Raw genomic sequence first — 16,622 nt, forward strand, 5'->3', positions numbered from 1 at the left:
AAGGCTCCGGTCAGGTTAGTCTTCGTCGATGCGCCCGCGCAGGGCTTTGATTTGGCCACGCCGGGTCTTGGCGTCCAGCCTACGTTTCTTTGACCCCAGAGTCGGCTTGGTTGCAATGCGCCTTTTCGGGGCCACCAGCGCGTGGCGGATCATTTCAACCAGACGGTTCTGTGCAATCTCGCGGTTGCGCGCCTGACTGCGTGTGTCCTCGGCGCGGATCACGATGGCGCCGTCTTGTGTCCATTTCCGGCCCGCTATCCGTTTAAGCCGCGCCTTTACCTGTTGCGTCAGATGGGGCGAGCGTGCGGCCTCGAACCGCAACTCGACCGCCGTGGATACCTTGTTCACATTCTGGCCGCCGGGGCCGGAACTGCGGGTGAAGCTTTCACTTAGCTCCCAATCTTGCAGGATGATATCGTCGGTCACGCGGATCATGTGGGCACCTTAGCGAATAGATCGCGGCGCTTAAATCCCAAACGAAAAGGGCCGCCCGCTTTGGGACGACCCTTTCGAGAATTAAGGAGGTGGGACCGGTTAGACCGCCGGAAAGGCAGGGTCAAAATGGTCCGCATTCCCCACCGGGGGCTGCCCCGGAAAGTCGCGACCTAGATTGTCCCGGCACCTCTCTCCGTTGTATCTCTTGACATGGACACCTCCTTTCTCGCTGTTTCTATAAATAGGAGGTTGCCACATATTTTGTGTTTGTCAAAACTTTTCACGCAGGATTTGGTGAAAGTTTCGTGACAATGAGGCGAAATGGAACCAGTGCGAGCAGCGCAAGTGCCAGTTTTACAAGCCAATCGGCCACCGCCAGCGACACCCAAAGCGGTGCGTTGGGACCAGTGCCCAAAAGCGGCAGAACCTCGCCTGCCCAAGTGATATCGTTCGATGGCTCAAGGAAAGCAAGGCTGGCAGAGAAGGCCACGGTGAAGAAGATCGCGGTATCAACCGAGCTTCCGACGATGGTGCTGGCGACTGGTGCGCGCCACCATTTGCCATGCCGCAGACGGTCAAAGATCGCCACGTCCAAAAGTTGCGCGGTCAGGAAGGCAAGGCCCGACGCCATTGCCACGCGCAAGGTGACAAGTGGGCCAAATTCGCCCGCGATCTGCGTGCCGATGAAGCTGCAAATCACCCCGGTGATGAAACCCGCCAATACGACCTTTCGCGCGGCGGTGGCACCATAGACGCGGTTCATCACGTCAGTAACGAGAAAGGCAAGCGGATAGGTGAATGCGCCCCATGTTAGCCATTGGCCGAACAAATGCTGCACAAGAATGTTTGAGGCCACGACGATGGCGGCCATGGCGATTATGCCGGGAAGAATACGTTTCATCTGTTGATCCGTTTTAGCAAGGTAGCGGAGACTTGGTCCCAACCGGGCCGGGACGGCTGTGATCTAAACGCTCAGCGTGCGTTAATCAAGTGGTCCGCCGTAAGCCCCGCGCCTTCCGGCACCACGTACTCGACGATCTCGGTCACTTGAAAGAACATGAAATTGTCGTCCGAGATCATGGTAAGACGGATCAAACCATCCGTGTCCCGCCAGACGGCCAGCCCTTCAAGATTATCATGGGTGCCGACCTTGCTTTGCAGAAGGATGGTTTCATTGGTCAGCCCGTCGGGCGTGATGTCAAAGCGCCGTACGCGGTTGGTGAAACCAAGGATGCTGCCAAGGTGACGTTCCAGCAGATAAAGGCGGCCATCGGGTCCGATATCGGCCCCGACGGGCAGATAGGGCGCATGTCGCGCGATAGTAAAGCGCGTGTCCCATGTCCGGGCCCCCGGTGCCAAGCGATAGACGACATGCGGTGCGGTCTGTTTGTTCGACCCTTCAGGGATCATGAAAAGCGTGCCGTCACGGTTGATCGCCAACGCCTCTTGCGCGCTGTTGCCGGCCATCCGATCGGTTGCCGGATTCTTTGGCATATTCTGCCCCTTGGCATTCCCGCGCACATATTTGGTGATGCGGTGTTGCACCTCGAAGCTGACATAGACGTCGCCGTTATCTGCGATTGCAAGCCCTTCGCTGTCGGTCCAGATTCCGCGCAGCGGTTTGCCGCGGGGGGATGTCAGTTTGTTCAGCTTGCTATGCACGATCTTTTTGATCACGCCATTTTCGCGAATAAATTTGCCGCGCGTCACGTGGCCGCGGTCGGTCAGGGCGACAAAGGTGGTGCCATCCTCGGTGACCTCAATCCCCGAAAATCCGCCGAACGCGGGGTCATCGCCCCCGTGCCAACGATAGGACGACACGAGCTTTGCTTCGGGCACGGTTTGCGCGCCCAGATCGAGGGTGAAAAACGCGACAAGCGCCGCCAACGCTCCTAGCGCGAGGACAAGACGGTACGGCATTGCTTGGGCAAATCCCCCAGTGTCAAAGGTCCACGTGGCTTGCTTGGTTTCGAAGGTTTGGGCGGCGCTGGTTTCGGGTTCAGGATGTTATTGACCCAATCCACGGCGTCCTGACACCCATCGCCACGCGGCGGCGGGGCCTGATCCACGCAGCCCCGCACCCCTTTCGGACAGTGCAGGCGCACATGGAAATGGTAGTGATGTCCCCACCAAGGCCGGATCTTGCGCAGCCATTTGCGGCTGCCTTTTTCGTCCTTGCACATCTGAACTTTAGCGCCCGGAAATACAAAAATACGCGCCACGCGTCGATCCTTTGCGGCAGCTTTTAATATTTCGTGGTGCGCACGGGTCCAGTTGTTGTTTACGAACGCCCCCTTCGCCCGCTGCATCGAGATGGACGAGATATTCTCGCGCGCATTCACCGACAGGTTCAGTTTGTTGGCGGGCAGCATCCAGATATCGGCGTCCAGTCCGATCTGGTGCGACCTGTGCCCGGTCAGCATGGGGCCGCCGCGGGGTTGGCTAAGGTCGCCGACATAAAGCCCGCCCCACCCCCGTTGCCGGGCGGCCTTGCGCGACAGATCCTGCACGAAATCAACCAGTTCCGGGTGGCCCCAGTTCCGGTTTCGCGACAGCCGCATCGCTTGCCATGTCGGTCCGGTTTGCGGCAATTGAACGCCTCCGGCCAGACAGCCCTTGGCGTAGGACCCGAACGATGCGGCTTTATGCGCTGACCCGCCTTTGATCGCACCAAATAACTGCTTGGCGGCTGGTTCTGCCGCCGCATTGATAGGGTTGGCCAGCGTGATGGCCAAAGCGCCCAGCGCAATCGCTTTTCTAACGAGTCCTGTTTTCATCACCTGCTCTCCGTTACTGCTCACCTTCTGGTTTAACCCAGACCAAAAGCAAAAGCCCCACCGCAAACAATATGATCAGCGGAGAAACGCCGAGCCGCGCGCTGCCCGTCATCGTCGTAAACCACGCAATCAGCGCAGGGGCCATGAAAGATGTGGCCCGACCCGACAGGCCGTAAAGGCCGAAACTTTCAGTGGGCGCCAGCGGGTCGACATGGCGCACCATCATCGACCGGCTGGCCGATTGCAAGGTGCCGCCCATGCCGCCGATCAACATCCCGCACCCGAAGAACAGGATATCCGGCAGGTTCGACCCGTCTGGCAGCGGAATGCCGAAAATCGCCTCGCGCGTCATATTGATGACCAGAAAGCAGACCGCCATCAGGGTCAACACGGCCCCGATAATCACCGGTTTCGGGCCAAGCCGGCGGTCAACGCGCCCGCCCAGCCAACTGAACACCGCCGCGGCCAGCCCCGAGATCACGCCAAAGACGCCCACCAGTACGATGGGCCAGTTCAGGACCAGGCTCGCATAGACTCCGCCGAACCCGTAAAGACCGTTGAGCGCGTCGCGATAAAACATCGAGCTGCCAAGATACGCCGCCAGGCTTCTTTTGTGCCGCAACCCGCGAATGGTGCGCCCAAGGATGGCAAAGGCGCCGGACAGGCTGTGCCGCCCGCCGGGCTTGGGCACATCCTTGACCCACAGGGCATAGGGGACCATGAAAATCATGAACCACAGCGCAACAAACGGGCCGACGAAGCGCGTGCCCTCGCGTGCCTCGGCATCCAGCAGCCCCAGACCGGGCGCAAGGCCGATCAGGGTCTTCCCGTTGGGTTGTTCGACGAACAGCGTCAGCATGATCGCCAAAGCGACCAGCCCGCCAATATAGCCGAAGGCAAACCCGGACCCCGACACCTCGCCCACCTCGGCTTGACCGGCAAGGCTGGGCAGTTGTGAATTGGTGAACACAAGGGCGAATTCCGCGCCGATGAAGCCGATGGCAAACATGACGATCATCGCCCACATGTTCGACCCGTCCGGCTGCGTCCACCACAGTGATCCCGCGCCGACCACGTAAAGAAGGCCAAACACTGCAACCCAAGGACGCACCCGCCCGGCTGTATCGGCCAGCGCACCCATGATCGGTGCGCCAAACCCGATGATCAGGCCAGCTGCCGCCAACCCCCATGACCAAATGCTTTGCGCCTTTGCATCGGCGGCAAGCTCGGTCATGCCTTCAGCCATGAAGAATTCGGTCGCGACGGCAGCAAAGAACGGGCCGAAAATGAAAGTCAGCAACAATGTGTGATAGGGCTGGCTGGCCCAGTCGAACCAATACCAGCCCCAAATCCGCCTGCGCGGTGATATTTCGGCCATGCCTGCTCCCTGTTTGAAACGATCAAACAGGGAAACCTACTTGCGGGCAAGGGGTGTTACGCCTGCGGGGGCCACGGGCGCACAGCATCCGCGTCGATCCACGCCTGAACCCATTTCGGCAACTCGGGCTGCGGGCCTTCATAACGCAGTGCATCGACCACCCTGGCAGTTGGAACGATCCCACTACGATCCGTCACCGCCGAGCGATAAACGATCTGGTTCGCGCACTCGCCGCCCAGCCACATGCTTTGTTCGACATAGATGAACCTGTCGTCCCATCCAACGACACGGCTGTGCATTTCAAACCGGACAAAGGTGCGAATGCGTTTGCGATACCGCACGCTGGCCCCGGCCATCGTCAAACCCCAGCGGTTCTTGATCAACATCCGGGTCAGCCCTGTGCGCCCCGCCAGCGGAATGCGTCCCAGATCATACAGCGTAAGCGTGCGTCCGTTGTTCAACTCGCGCCACAGGTCGATGTCCCATGGCCAGCACATGTGATGGCTGACATGCGTGCCAGTGATCGGCAGGGGCTTGGCCCGTGCGTTTACGATCAGCTCTTTCGTCATACGCAGAAAGGGATACATGGTGCCTCCTTCAGGTTGTGGCTGACCTGCCCAAGCCCCGCGCAAACGTCAACCGGAACCGCGCGTCACTCTTGCCCTGCCGGGCAACCTTCCCTAGATGGATGTGGCAACCCCGAAGGAGCTTTCATGCAGTCCCTGTTTCAAATCCTGATGCTGATCGTGGATATCGCCTGGTTCATCCTGATCGCGCATATCGTGATGTCCTGGCTGATTAATTTTCAGGTGCTCAACCTGCGGCAACATATTGTGGCGCAGGTCTGGTATGGCCTGAATCGGCTGCTGGAGCCCGTGTATTCCCGCATTCGTGCCTTCCTGCCCCAGACGAGTGGCCTGGACTTTGCGCCGTTGGTCGCGCTGATCGCGCTTTACGCAATCCGGATCATTCTGATCAACAACGCGTCGGCATTCTACTAAGCCCCTTGTCCCTTGCGGTTGCGCATGGGATTGTGCCCTCAAAACACCGAGCAGCACACATGCCCCGCGATCTGGACCTTTTGAAATCCGTTTTCGGCTTCGATGAATTTCGCCCCGGACAGGCCGAAATCGTCGAGGCCGTTTCGCGTGGCGAAAACACCTTGGCGATCATGCCAACCGGCGGTGGTAAATCCCTTTGTTTTCAACTTCCTGCGCTGATCCGTGACGGCGTGACCGTGGTGATTTCACCCTTGATTGCGCTAATGCGCGATCAGGTGCGTGCGCTTCAGGCGGCGGGGGTGAACGCTGGCGCCCTGACCTCGGGCAACACGCAGGATGAAACGGATGCGGTATTTGATGCGCTGTCACGCGGCGATCTGAAGCTGCTTTACATGGCGCCCGAGCGGCTGGCATCGGGCGGGACGCTCAATCTGCTGCGCAATGCCGGTGTAACCCTGATCGCGGTGGACGAGGCGCATTGCGTCAGCCAATGGGGCCATGATTTCCGCCCCGACTATCTGCGGATCGGCGAGTTGCGGCGCGCACTGAACGTGCCCCTCGCCGCCTTTACCGCCACCGCCGACGAAGAAACTCGCGTCGAAATTATCCAAAAGCTGTTTGACGACGCGACGCCACGCACCTTTCTTCACGGCTTCGATCGCCCGAACATCCATCTGGCCTTCGCCGCCAAAGACAGCCCGCGCAATCAGATCCTGAACTTTGCAGCGGCTCGCAAGGGGCAATCTGGTATCGTCTATTCCGCCACCCGCGCCCGCACCGAAACGCTGGCCAAGGCACTGCGCGATGCAGGTCATCCGGCGGTCTATTACCATGGCGGCATGGACGCCGACGACCGGCGCGAGGTCGAGCGCCGTTTTCAACAAGAAGACGGCCTGATCGTCGTCGCAACAGTCGCCTTCGGCATGGGCGTCGACAAGCCCGACATTCGTTGGGTCGCCCATTCTGACCTGCCCAAGTCCATCGAGTCCTATTATCAGGAAATCGGCCGCGCCGGTCGCGACGGGGCGCCCGCTGATACGCTGACGCTGTTTGGGGCTGATGATATCCGGCTGAGGCGGTCGCAAATCGACGAAGGTTTGGCCCCACCCGAACGGCGCGCGGCCGATCATGGTCGCCTGAACGCCCTTCTGGGTCTGGCCGAGGCGCATGGCTGCCGCCGCAAACAGCTTCTGGCCTATTTCGGGGAAGATGCCACACCCTGTGGAAACTGCGATCTGTGCGCGACTCCGCCCGATCTGTTTGACGGCACCGTGGATGTTATGAAGGCGCTGTCGGCGATCCTGCGCACGGGCGAATATTTCGGCGCGGGCCACCTGATCGACATTCTGCGCGGCACGATGACCGACCGTATCCGAGACCGGGGCCATGACCAATTGCCGACTTTCGGGGTTGGCAAGGATCACGACAAACGTATGTGGCAGGCGATTTTCCGGCAAATGTTGGGGTTGGATCTGGTGCGCCCTGATCCCGAACGCCATGGTGCGCTGCGCATCACCGAAAAGGCCCACCCGGTTTTGCGGGGCGAGGCACAAGTTGAGCTGCGGCGTGACACCCTTAAAAGCACCATGCGGCGGCCAGCCGCCAAGATGATGGTAGCGGACGAAGACGCGCCGTTGTTGTCAGCCCTGAAGGCCAAACGTCGCGCGCTAGCCGAAGCCGCCCGCGTTCCGGCCTATGTCGTTTTTAACGACCGCACGTTGATCGAGATGGCCGAAAAGCGCCCCTCTGATCTGGACCAGATGGCCGGAATTGGCGGCGTTGGCGCCAAGAAACTGGAAAGCTATGGGCGCGATTTTCTGGCGGTGATCGCGGGGGCCAAGGCGCCCGATCTGCACCCGCAACGGCGTAAACTGGCAGGCCGCGATGCGGGTGGTGTGTTTGATCAATTGCACCTGATTGCCACCGATCTGGCGCGGGGCGAGGACGGCACCGGCAAATATCTGAGCGTGACGGCATCCACTCTGCGCCAGATTGCTGAACGCAAACCCATGACGGTCGGTGATTTGGGCCGTATTCCGGGTATGAATGAACAAAAGGCGGACCGGTTTGGCACCGCTTTCATCGACGCACTGACACAGGAGGCTTGATATGTTGGTTGTTGTCTCTCCGGCGAAGCGGCTGGACGAAACACCTGCGAAAATTGACGAGGGGACGCAGCCCGTCTTTCGCGATCAGGCGGAAATCCTGGCCGAAACGGCGCGGGAATTGTCCGGTGATGATCTTGAGAAGCTTATGCGTATCTCGCCTGCGCTGGGCACGTTGAACGCGGCACGGTTTGCCGATTTTGGCAGCGGAGAAGGCGAGAAGCCCGCGATCGAGATGTTTGCTGGTGATACCTATGCCGGGCTGGATGCCGCCAGCCTTGATGAAGACGAAATGCGCTATGCCCAAGATCATCTTGGGATCCTGTCCGGGCTGTATGGCCTGTTGCGTCCGATGGACAAGATTGCGCCGCACCGCTTGGAAATGGGTACACGCATGAAGAACCAGCGCGGCAAGAACCTTTATGAATTTTGGGGCGACCAGATCGCGAACGAGCTGACGCGACGGGCCAAGGCAACGTCCAGCAACATTCTTGTCAACTGTGCATCGGTCGAATATTTTTCAGCGGTCGATCAAGACGCGCTGGACCTTCGGATCATAACTCCGCAGTTTTTGGATATGAAAGCCGGTCAACCCAAGGTCATCAGCTTCTTTGCCAAGAAGGCACGCGGGGCAATGGCGCGGTATATCGTGCAAAACCGGGTCCGGGATCTGGATGGGTTGCAAGACTTTGACCTTGGTGGATATCGGTTTCAACCCGATATGGGGGACGAGGACAGCCCGGTTTTCCTGCGCGACGAAGGTTAGTCGCAGCCGCCCGCAATTGGGCAGCGTGCGTCGGCGGGGCAGTTTTCAAGGATTTCGTGCAGGATTTCCGGCTTTTTCAGTGGTTTGGTCAAGTGTTGGTCAAGGCCGTGCGTTAGAATTTCCCGATCATCGCCCGTCAGCGCGTGTGCCGTCAACGCGACGATACGAGTGCGCGGCACGCCTTCGGCCTGTTCAAGCAGGCGGATGCGTCGCGTAGCCTCCTTGCCGTCAACTTCTGGCATTGAAATATCCATGAAGACAATATCGGGCCGGAAGTTCAGAAAAGCCTCGACGGCTTCCACGCCATTGCTAACAAAATGAAGGTCTATATCCAGCTCTTTCAACAGTTTGGTAAAGACCAGCTGGTTGGTTTGGTTGTCCTCGGCGGCAAGGATACGCATTTTGCGTAACCCCATCCGTGTAATGTCTACATTAGACCGGCGCGCATTGCTGATGGCCTTGGTTAAGACGGATTTTTTCTCGGCAGGCTTGCCGATTTGACTGATGATATCAAAGACCGAGTGGCGAGTCAGTGGAAGCCGCAGCACGCGTGTCGCGAAGGCGGCGTCCCTGCTTGGTTTCGCGCTGGTCAGATGCGGAGAGGTCAGAAAATAGATCGGTGCGGTCGCGTTTTGCGCGCGCAAGATCTGGATAAGGCTGAGGCGGTCTTGTCCATGCGATTTGGCGCATTGTTCATCGACCAGTATCAATTGTGCTTCCTGCACCATTCCGATTTGCGAGCGGTGAGGATCGAATAATTCAGTGCGCAAGCCGGTTGCTTCGAAGCGTTTTTCCAATATGGCGCGGTTCAGCCTGTCTTCCATCGCCAACACAACTGTGCCCGAGTCGCGCGGCAACATAGGCGGTTCGACTATGCTTTCGAAAGGCAGGGTGATGTGAAACCCAAAACATGATCCGATGCCTTCCTGGCTGTCGACCCAGATCTCGCCGCCCATCAGTTCAACCAGTTGTGAGGTGATGGCAAGACCAAGCCCGGTTCCTTCGAACTTGCGGTTGCGTTCGGTGTCAATCTGGTTGAATTCCCCGAAAATGTGGCTCTGCAAGTCGTCTGGTATACCAATGCCGCTATCTTCGACCGTGATATGCACCTTCTGTTCCTTATCGTCGTCCAGAGGCAATCCGATTGCCCGCACCAAGACATGCCCGGTAGATGTGAACTTGACCGCGTTACCGATCAGGTTGGTTAATATCTGACGTATCCGCACCACATCGCCGATGAAACTGGCCGGCATGAACAGGTCGAAATCCAGTAGCAACTGAATGCCTTTTTCCTGCACTGTGGGTTGCAGCAGGGTCATTACATCCAGGATCATCCGCTCCAGATCGAAGGGTTCGGGATGCAAGGTCAGTTTCGCGGCTTCGATTTTCGAGTAATCCAGCACGTCGTTGATGATGGTCAGCAAGGCTTCGCCTGATTTGCGGATGGTGCTGACGTAAAGCCGCTGTTCATCATCCAGATCGCCTTCGGCCATTATCTCGGCCATCGAAACGACGCCGTTCATGGGTGTGCGAATTTCGTGGCTCATATTGGCAAAAAATGTTGACTTCGCGCGGTTGGCCGCTTCGGCGCGGTGGCGGGCGTCGCGAAGTTCGGCCTGATAGGTGATCGTTTCGGTGATATTCAACCCAAGGCTTACCATGTCGCCGTCGCGTGAACGTCGGTCGACCATCTTGATATGGGTGCCATCCCACAGCCGCAGCACAATCGGATCACGCGAGGCTGCGCGCCACCGGTCCAGCATCATGTCGCGCCATTTCAGCGGGCGCATGTCGCCGATATCGACAATGCCTTCATCCGTCGCGATATGCAAAATCTCGTGATAGGGGATGCCCGGCGTCACGCAAGTCAGCCCGTCAAAAGGTTCCAGATAGGCGCTGTTGGCGGCGATCAATTTGTCAGTCTGGTCGAAGACTGCGAACCCGTCCTCAATGGTTTCCAGCGAATCCCACAGGCGTCGTTTGGCGATGACGACCTCTTCGTTCGCCTTCTCAAGATCGGCGCGCACTTGCGAGTTTTCGCCCTTGATTTCTTCGACCGCGACGCGGGTCTCAAGAATCTCGTCGGACAGGGTCAGCGCGTGTTTTGACAACATACGATTTGCGTTGGTCAACTCGGCCTGTTTCTGAGCCAACATCCGTTCAGCGGCCATTCTGGCTCGCCGTTCCTGAGCAAGGATATTTTCGATCTTCATCCCCGGTTCTCCGAGTTGCATGTTCTGACTTGGACAGCATTGCGCAACAGGGTGAACAGGGTCTTAACAGCGGATCAGAAATTGCTGACCAATGAAAAACCCCGGCGTTGGGCCGGGGTTTCGCTTGATCCGCGTGAAGTCAGTCTTTTTTGTCTTCATCCTCGTCGGACTCGTCATCATCACTGTCCGGCAGGTTGAAGAAGCTGTCTGCATCGGGCAGTTCATCTTCTTTTTCGTCGTCCGGCGGGCCGGAAAGGGTGAATGTCTCAAGCCCCTCAATCGCGCTGGGCATTTTTGGCTCGGGGTCCATTCCAAGGCTCTGCTCGGTCGACACCAGTTTGCGGCGTTCGTCATCCGACATCACGCCACCTTCCTTGGCTTTCTTGGCGGCGGCCTTCTGCACGGCAAGGTCCAGCTCGCTTTGCTTGCACAGCCCCAAGGCCACCGGATCAATCGGTTCCATGTTCTGGATGTTCCAGTGCGTGCGCTCGCGAATCGACTGGATCGTGGGCTTGGTTGTGCCGACCAGTTTCGCGATCTGACTGTCGGCCAGTTCGGGGTGGAACTTGACCAGCCACAGGATCGAGTTCGGACGGTCCTGACGCTTCGACAGCGGAGTATAGCGCGGGCCACGGCGCTTTTCTTCGCCCGTGGCAGCCGCATAAAATTTCTGCTTCAGCTTGTGCAGCGGGTCTTTTTCGGCCTTCTCAATCTCGCCTGCGTCCAACTGGTTGTTGGCCACGGGATCGAACCCTTTGACGCCGGTCGCCACATCACCATCGGCAATGCCCTGAACTTCCAGCTCGTGCAGGCCGCAGAAATCGGCGATCTGCTTGAAGCTGATTGTCGTGTTGTCCACCAGCCAGACGGCGGTGGCTTTTGCCATGATCAGTTTGCTCATCTGAACTCTCCTTAAAAACTGACCCCGGATACAACTTTCCCGCGCCCTGGCTGGGCTGCCTGTGTCGCGTGGACTTTATCAGGCCGGTTTCCGTTGTCGGGGAACTTGGGGCCTATATAAGGGGGAAGACGGAAAGAGGGAAGGCAAAATGCAACAGGTTCTATTTGGCAGCTTTCTCTGGCTGGTTTCGGCGGTTGCGTTGTGGGCGGATGGCGAGCCGGCGGGCGATTTCGACTATTACGTTCTGGCGTTAAGCTGGTCGCCAAACTGGTGCACCGTTGAAGGCGATGCACGCGGGGCCGAACAATGCGACGCGGACCGAGACCTTGGCTGGGTCGTCCACGGTCTTTGGCCGCAATACGAACAAGGCTGGCCCAGCTATTGCCACACATCTGCGCGCCCACCGTCCCGTGGTTTGACAAACGCGCAGGCGGACATTTTCGGTGCGGGCGGTGCTGCGTGGTATCAATGGAAGAAACATGGCGTTTGCGCGGGGCTTGAAGCGGCGGAGTATTACGACCTCGTCCGGCGCGCCTACGACATGGTGAACCGCCCCGAGGTGTTGCGCAAACTGACCAACCCCGTCCGCCTGCCAGCGTCCGTGGTCGAAGAGGCCTTCTTGCAAGCCAATCCCGACTGGCACCCCGACATGCTGACCATCACCTGTAAAGCCAACCGCATTCAGGAAGCGCGTCTGTGCCTGACGCGTGACCTTGAGCCGCGTGTTTGCGCCCGGGACGTGCGCACAGATTGCCGCGCGCAGAAGGCGTTGCTGGAGCCGGTGCGGTAGTTATCTTGCGTGTCGCCGCGTGAGGGCCAGACATGTCGCCGTTGGGTGGGCAAGCGATAAAGTCAGCTTTGAGCCCACTTTACCGATTTTCGATGCTGCAGCTAAAGCCTGTTTTTAGAGAACCAGAAGATCGCTCGCGGATTACCGGCCCAAACCCGCTGTTGGGAGTGTAATCAATCTCTAGGGTGCGGTTTCCCGATACCAGACATTTGATTACAGCGCAGCATTTTGATCTGATGAGCGGACTCACTGCGGACATTGCTGTCCTTTGCTCATAAAGTGCTTGTAGACGTTCAAAAGCAATCGCTTCTGCGGCTCGTTTTTCGCCACCGACTTCAGATCCGTTTTGCGACCTCTTCAAGCATGACCTCGGTCGCGCCGCCACCGATGGATTGCACACGTGCATCGCGGGCCATGCGTTCGATGGTGCTTTCGCGCGTGTAACCGGTGCCGCCATGGAATTGCACACAGTCATACATGACCTCGTTAACCAATTCACCACAGAGCGCCTTGAGCATCGAGACCTCTTTGACAACGTCTTCACCGTTCGCATCACGCGCGGCTGTGGCATAGACAAACTGGCGCGCAGCTGCCACGCGGGCCGAGAGCATAGCAAGTCGTTGGCGGATCGCTTGTTTCGACCAAAGCGGTGCACCAAAGGCCTGACGCGTTTTGACATACTCAAGCGTCAGATCAAGCGCAGCTTGGGCCTCGCCCATGGCCATCGCAGCGATCACGACACGTTCGTTCTGAAAGTTCTTCATGATTGCATAAAAGCCGCGCCCTTCCTCTCCCAGAATATTTGCTGCTGGTATGCGGCAATCCTGAAGGGACAGCTCGGCTGTGTCTGATGAACGCCAACCGGTTTTGTCGAGCGTGCGGCTGACGGTAAAACCTGGCGTGCCTTTCTCTACCAGAAAGATGGTGACAGATTGGCTGGCTGGCCCTTGTGTGTCAGTTTTCACCGCAACGCAGTAAAGATCGGCATGGACACCGTTGGTGATGAACATTTTTGACCCATTCAGCACGAAATCATCGCCATCACGGCGGGCATTGGTGCGGATGCCTTTCACATCCGAGCCCGCGTCAGGCTCGGTGACCGCCACGGCAACAATTTTGCGCCCCGCGATGATATCAGGCATAAAGGCTGCGCGCTGTGCGTCCGTGCCAGCGTTGAACAAGTGCACCGAGGCCATGTCGGTATGCACCAATGCCGTGATCGCAAAGCCTGAATAGGTCGAGCGGCCCAGTTCTTCGGCAAGAACAGCTGTGGCGCGGGTGTCCATCGCGCTGCCACCATATTCCTCAGGATAGCGAATGCCGAACAGGCCCAGCTCGCCCATCTCGCGCAGGATTTCACGCGGCACAAAGCCGTCTTTTTCCCACTGGTCGGCAACGGGATGAACCCGCTCGGCAACAAAGCGACGGATTTGGTCACGTAGCATTTCGTGTTCATCGGTCAAAAACAGATGTTGGGTCATTTTAGGGCCTCCATTGGGGTGATTGATGCGAGAAGGGCGTGTTTTTCGACGGTGTCTCCGGCGCTGTAGTGAACAGCATCAAGCATTCCATCACAGGGCGCGGTAAGCGTTTGCAACAGCTTCATGGCTTCGATCACGATCACAGGATCTCCGGCGCTTACCTGCGCGCCTTTGGCTTGCAGCACTTCACTCACAAGGCCGGGCATTGGCGCAATGATCTCCCCATCACTGTTGCCCGTTCCGCGCGATTGAGCCAGTAGGGCTTCTTCGGCATTCAGAACAGCGACGCTGACTCGGTTGTGCGCGCCCGAGAGATAAAATTGCGTGCCGTCGCACGCAATCCCCACATCATGGCGCTGGCCGTGCAGTTCAAACGTCAAACGTTCTGCTGACCTGCTGATATGGCTGAAGTCAAAACGCTCTGCGCCGTCGATTTCTACGCTCATGCCACCGTTCGTCTCAGCAATCGTGGTGGCCTGATCGTCCAGAAAATAGACTGCCATGCCGCGTCTGCCACCAACAGAAACCGAGCGCCAAGCCCCAAGGTTGTGCCACGGAGTCGTGCCTGTGGGACAATCATCAACGTAACGCGCCAGAACGGCAGTCGCGCGCAACTCGGCCGTGGCAGCAAGAGGTTGCCAGCCGCTCGGATACAGCGCCGTGATCGTGCCGGTGCTGTGAGTGCCATCGGCAAAAGGCTCAGAGCGCAGTAGATCGTTGAGAAATGCGATGTTGGTTGTCACGCCGCCGATCTGCAGTCTGGTTAGCCCAGCAGAAAGACGTGCTATCGCGCCCGCGCGGTCACTGGCATGGGCGATCACTTTGGCCAGCATGGAATCGTAATGATGTGACACGATTGACCCTGCAACAACGCCGCTGTCTGTGCGGCAATCGGCTGGATTCACAAAGGACGTGATCGCACCCGTTTCCGGGCGATACTCCTCAGCAGGGTCTTCGGCCGCGATGCGGGCCTCTATGGCCCACCCGTTACAGGTAATGTCCGCTTGCGCAAACCCCAGCGGCTCACCCGCGGTCACACGCAACTGCCATTCCACAAGATCGATGCCTGTCACGGCTTCGGTAACAGGGTGCTCCACTTGCAGGCGCGTGTTTATCTCAAGGAAATAGAATTCGCCCCGTGTCTCATCCAGAAGATACTCAACTGTGCCAGCGTTCTGATAGCCAACCGCGCTGGCAAGCTTCACAGCGCTGATCAGGATCGCGTCACGCAGCGGATTTGGCAGGTTGGGTGCAGGGGCTTCCTCGATCACCTTCTGGTGGTTGCGTTGCAGCGAGCAATCCCGCTCGTACAGATGTACGACATTGCCGTTGGCATCACCCAGAACCTGCACTTCAATATGTCGGGCAGTTTCGACATAGCGTTCCAGCAACAGTGCAGGATCACCAAACCCTGCCTGTGCCTCGGCCCGTGCGGAGCCGAGAGCGGCGGACAGGGCACTGGCGTCTTCAACCACGCGCATACCGCGCCCGCCGCCGCCTGCACTGGCTTTGATGAGCAGGGGAAAACCGATTTCTGCAGCTTGCGCGCACAGCGTTTCATTTGATTGATCCGCGCCATTATAGCCGGGAACGACAGGCACACCGGCGGCGATTGCCTGTGTTTTGGCTTGGATCTTGGAGCCCATCAGGCGGATCACATCTGCCGACGGTCCGACAAATCTTAGGCCTACTGCAGCGCAATCGGCGGCAAAATCAGCGTTTTCAGACAGAAACCCATAGCCTGGATGCACCGCATCAGCGCCCGCCTTTTGCGCCACCTCGATGATGCGCGCGGCGTCAAGATAGCTAAGTGCCGCCTCGGACGGGCCAATGTGAAAGGCAGTGTCGGCCGCACGGACATGCGGCGCGTCGCGATCAGCGTCGGAATACACTGCGACCGTTTTGATCCCCATATGGCGGGCTGTGCGGATGATACGACAGGCAATCTCGCCGCGATTGGCGATCAGAAGTGTCTTGATCCTCATACGCCTGACCTCCAGCGCGGCAAGCGTTTGGCAAGAAAGCTGGCGATGCCCTCGCGCCCGTCGTCCGTTTCCCACGCGTCGGCAAGCGCCTCTGACGTGTAATCTTTGGCCGCTTCGATGTCGTGGGTGTCCACAAATGCGATCAGCTTTTTCGTTGCGGCAACGGCACTCAGCGAGGCTTCCAAATGGGCTGCGACCTGCGCATCGACAGCAACGTCCAGCGTCTCGGTGGCCTCATCAATCAAGCCAATCTGACAGGCGCGCTCGGCCCCGAATAGGGCACCTGACAACATCGTGGCGCGCGCCTTGGCAGCACCGATCCGCGTCACAACATAAGGCGAGATATTTGCAGGGATCAGCCCCAAACGCACTTCTGTCAGGCCAAAACGTGCGCCGTGATCGGCAACCGCAACATCGCAGACTGAAATCATCCCTGCGCCGCCGCCATAGGCCGCACCATTGATGCGCCCGATTAAGGGCTTGGGCAGGCTATCAAGCGCGTGTAGCATTTCCGCAAGCGCGCGGCTTTCGGCGATGCGGCCTTCACGGTCCATCGCCAGCGTGTCGCGAAACCAGCCAACGTCGCCACCTGCGCAAAAGCTTTTGCCAGCGCCGGTGAGAACGACGATGTGTATGCTGTCATCCTGCGCCAGTTTCACGGCAACATCATGCAGCTCGGCAATCATTGCACGGTTCAGCGCATTGTGGCTTTCGGGGCGGTTCAAAGTCACCGTGGCAACGCCGCGCGCGTCCGCATCTAGGATAAGTGTTTCATATTTCATTTGCAGCT

The 16,622-nt window shown here is 58.5% G+C and carries 15 protein-coding genes; 4 read left to right on the top strand and 11 right to left on the bottom strand.

Annotated elements, in window-relative coordinates; translation table 11 throughout:
• Positions 1-15: 15 nt before the first annotated feature.
• The 6 genes from arfB to MN186_RS15110 form a co-directional block, all read right to left on the bottom strand.
• Positions 16-435: an alternative ribosome rescue aminoacyl-tRNA hydrolase ArfB gene (gene arfB / locus MN186_RS15085; RefSeq protein ID WP_242115193.1), complete on the bottom strand. Its 420-nt coding sequence runs from the start codon at positions 433-435 to the stop codon at positions 16-18.
• 280 nt (positions 436-715) lie between these two features.
• Positions 716-1,336: a queuosine precursor transporter gene (locus tag MN186_RS15090; RefSeq protein ID WP_242115194.1), complete on the bottom strand. Its 621-nt coding sequence runs from the start codon at positions 1,334-1,336 to the stop codon at positions 716-718.
• Positions 1,337-1,407: 71 nt separating this feature from the next.
• Positions 1,408-2,355 carry an esterase-like activity of phytase family protein gene (locus tag MN186_RS15095; RefSeq protein ID WP_242115195.1) on the bottom strand — a complete coding sequence of 316 codons (948 nt, stop codon included), beginning with the start codon at positions 2,353-2,355 and terminating at the stop codon, positions 1,408-1,410.
• Complete coding sequence (gene mepA / locus MN186_RS15100; protein WP_242115196.1) at positions 2,328-3,212, bottom strand: penicillin-insensitive murein endopeptidase; 885 nt, start codon at positions 3,210-3,212, stop codon at positions 2,328-2,330. The genes MN186_RS15095 and mepA overlap by 28 nt, the downstream gene beginning before the upstream one ends.
• A gap of 13 nt (positions 3,213-3,225) precedes the next feature.
• Positions 3,226-4,590, bottom strand: coding sequence for an MFS transporter (locus MN186_RS15105; protein ID WP_242115197.1), 1,365 nt, complete (start codon positions 4,588-4,590; stop codon positions 3,226-3,228).
• 56 nt (positions 4,591-4,646) lie between these two features.
• Positions 4,647-5,177 carry a thioesterase family protein gene (locus MN186_RS15110; protein ID WP_242115198.1) on the bottom strand — a complete coding sequence of 177 codons (531 nt, stop codon included), beginning with the start codon at positions 5,175-5,177 and terminating at the stop codon, positions 4,647-4,649.
• Between the two features lie 126 nt (positions 5,178-5,303).
• On the opposite strand from MN186_RS15110, the gene MN186_RS15115 reads away from it, so the two are divergent.
• From MN186_RS15115 to yaaA, 3 genes are read left to right on the top strand one after another with little or no spacing between them, the layout of a single operon-like run.
• Positions 5,304-5,591: a YggT family protein gene (locus MN186_RS15115; RefSeq protein WP_242115199.1), complete on the top strand. Its 288-nt coding sequence runs from the start codon at positions 5,304-5,306 to the stop codon at positions 5,589-5,591.
• A 59-nt stretch (positions 5,592-5,650) separates the two neighbouring features.
• Positions 5,651-7,699: a DNA helicase RecQ gene (gene recQ, locus MN186_RS15120; RefSeq protein ID WP_242115200.1), complete on the top strand. Its 2,049-nt coding sequence runs from the start codon at positions 5,651-5,653 to the stop codon at positions 7,697-7,699.
• A gap of 1 nt (position 7,700) precedes the next feature.
• Entirely contained in the window at positions 7,701-8,462 is a 762-nt protein-coding gene (yaaA, locus tag MN186_RS15125; protein WP_242115201.1) for a peroxide stress protein YaaA, read from the top strand.
• On the opposite strand, the gene MN186_RS15130 is transcribed toward yaaA, so the two are convergent.
• Both MN186_RS15130 and MN186_RS15135 read right to left on the bottom strand, forming a co-directional pair.
• Complete coding sequence (locus tag MN186_RS15130) at positions 8,459-10,675, bottom strand: ATP-binding protein (RefSeq protein ID WP_242115202.1); 2,217 nt, start codon at positions 10,673-10,675, stop codon at positions 8,459-8,461. The two genes, yaaA and MN186_RS15130, sit on opposite strands and share 4 nt — an antisense overlap.
• 139 nt (positions 10,676-10,814) lie before the next feature.
• Positions 10,815-11,576: a DUF1013 domain-containing protein gene (locus MN186_RS15135; protein ID WP_242115203.1), complete on the bottom strand. Its 762-nt coding sequence runs from the start codon at positions 11,574-11,576 to the stop codon at positions 10,815-10,817.
• Positions 11,577-11,724: 148 nt separating this feature from the next.
• On the opposite strand from MN186_RS15135, the gene MN186_RS15140 reads away from it, so the two are divergent.
• Positions 11,725-12,366, top strand: coding sequence for a ribonuclease T2 family protein (locus MN186_RS15140; RefSeq protein ID WP_242115204.1), 642 nt, complete (start codon positions 11,725-11,727; stop codon positions 12,364-12,366).
• A 335-nt stretch (positions 12,367-12,701) separates the two neighbouring features.
• Here the strand turns inward: MN186_RS15140 and MN186_RS15145 are convergent, their stop codons facing one another.
• Genes MN186_RS15145 through MN186_RS15155 form a run of 3 tightly spaced genes read right to left on the bottom strand, consistent with a single transcriptional unit; the run spans position 12,702 to position 16,614 of the window.
• Positions 12,702-13,847 carry an acyl-CoA dehydrogenase family protein gene (locus MN186_RS15145; RefSeq protein WP_242115205.1) on the bottom strand — a complete coding sequence of 382 codons (1,146 nt, stop codon included), beginning with the start codon at positions 13,845-13,847 and terminating at the stop codon, positions 12,702-12,704.
• Positions 13,844-15,832 (bottom strand): acetyl/propionyl/methylcrotonyl-CoA carboxylase subunit alpha, encoded by a 1,989-nt coding sequence (locus tag MN186_RS15150; RefSeq protein WP_242115206.1) that lies wholly within the window; start codon positions 15,830-15,832, stop codon positions 13,844-13,846. Before MN186_RS15150 ends, MN186_RS15145 begins: the two co-directional genes overlap by 4 nt.
• Complete coding sequence (locus tag MN186_RS15155; protein WP_242115207.1) at positions 15,829-16,614, bottom strand: crotonase/enoyl-CoA hydratase family protein; 786 nt, start codon at positions 16,612-16,614, stop codon at positions 15,829-15,831. Before MN186_RS15155 ends, MN186_RS15150 begins: the two co-directional genes overlap by 4 nt.
• Positions 16,615-16,622 lie beyond the last annotated feature (8 nt).

Origin of the sequence: Aliiroseovarius sediminis, assembly GCF_022678485.1 — a bacterium.
GTDB classification, from domain to species: Bacteria; Pseudomonadota; Alphaproteobacteria; order Rhodobacterales; family Rhodobacteraceae; genus Aliiroseovarius; species Aliiroseovarius sediminis.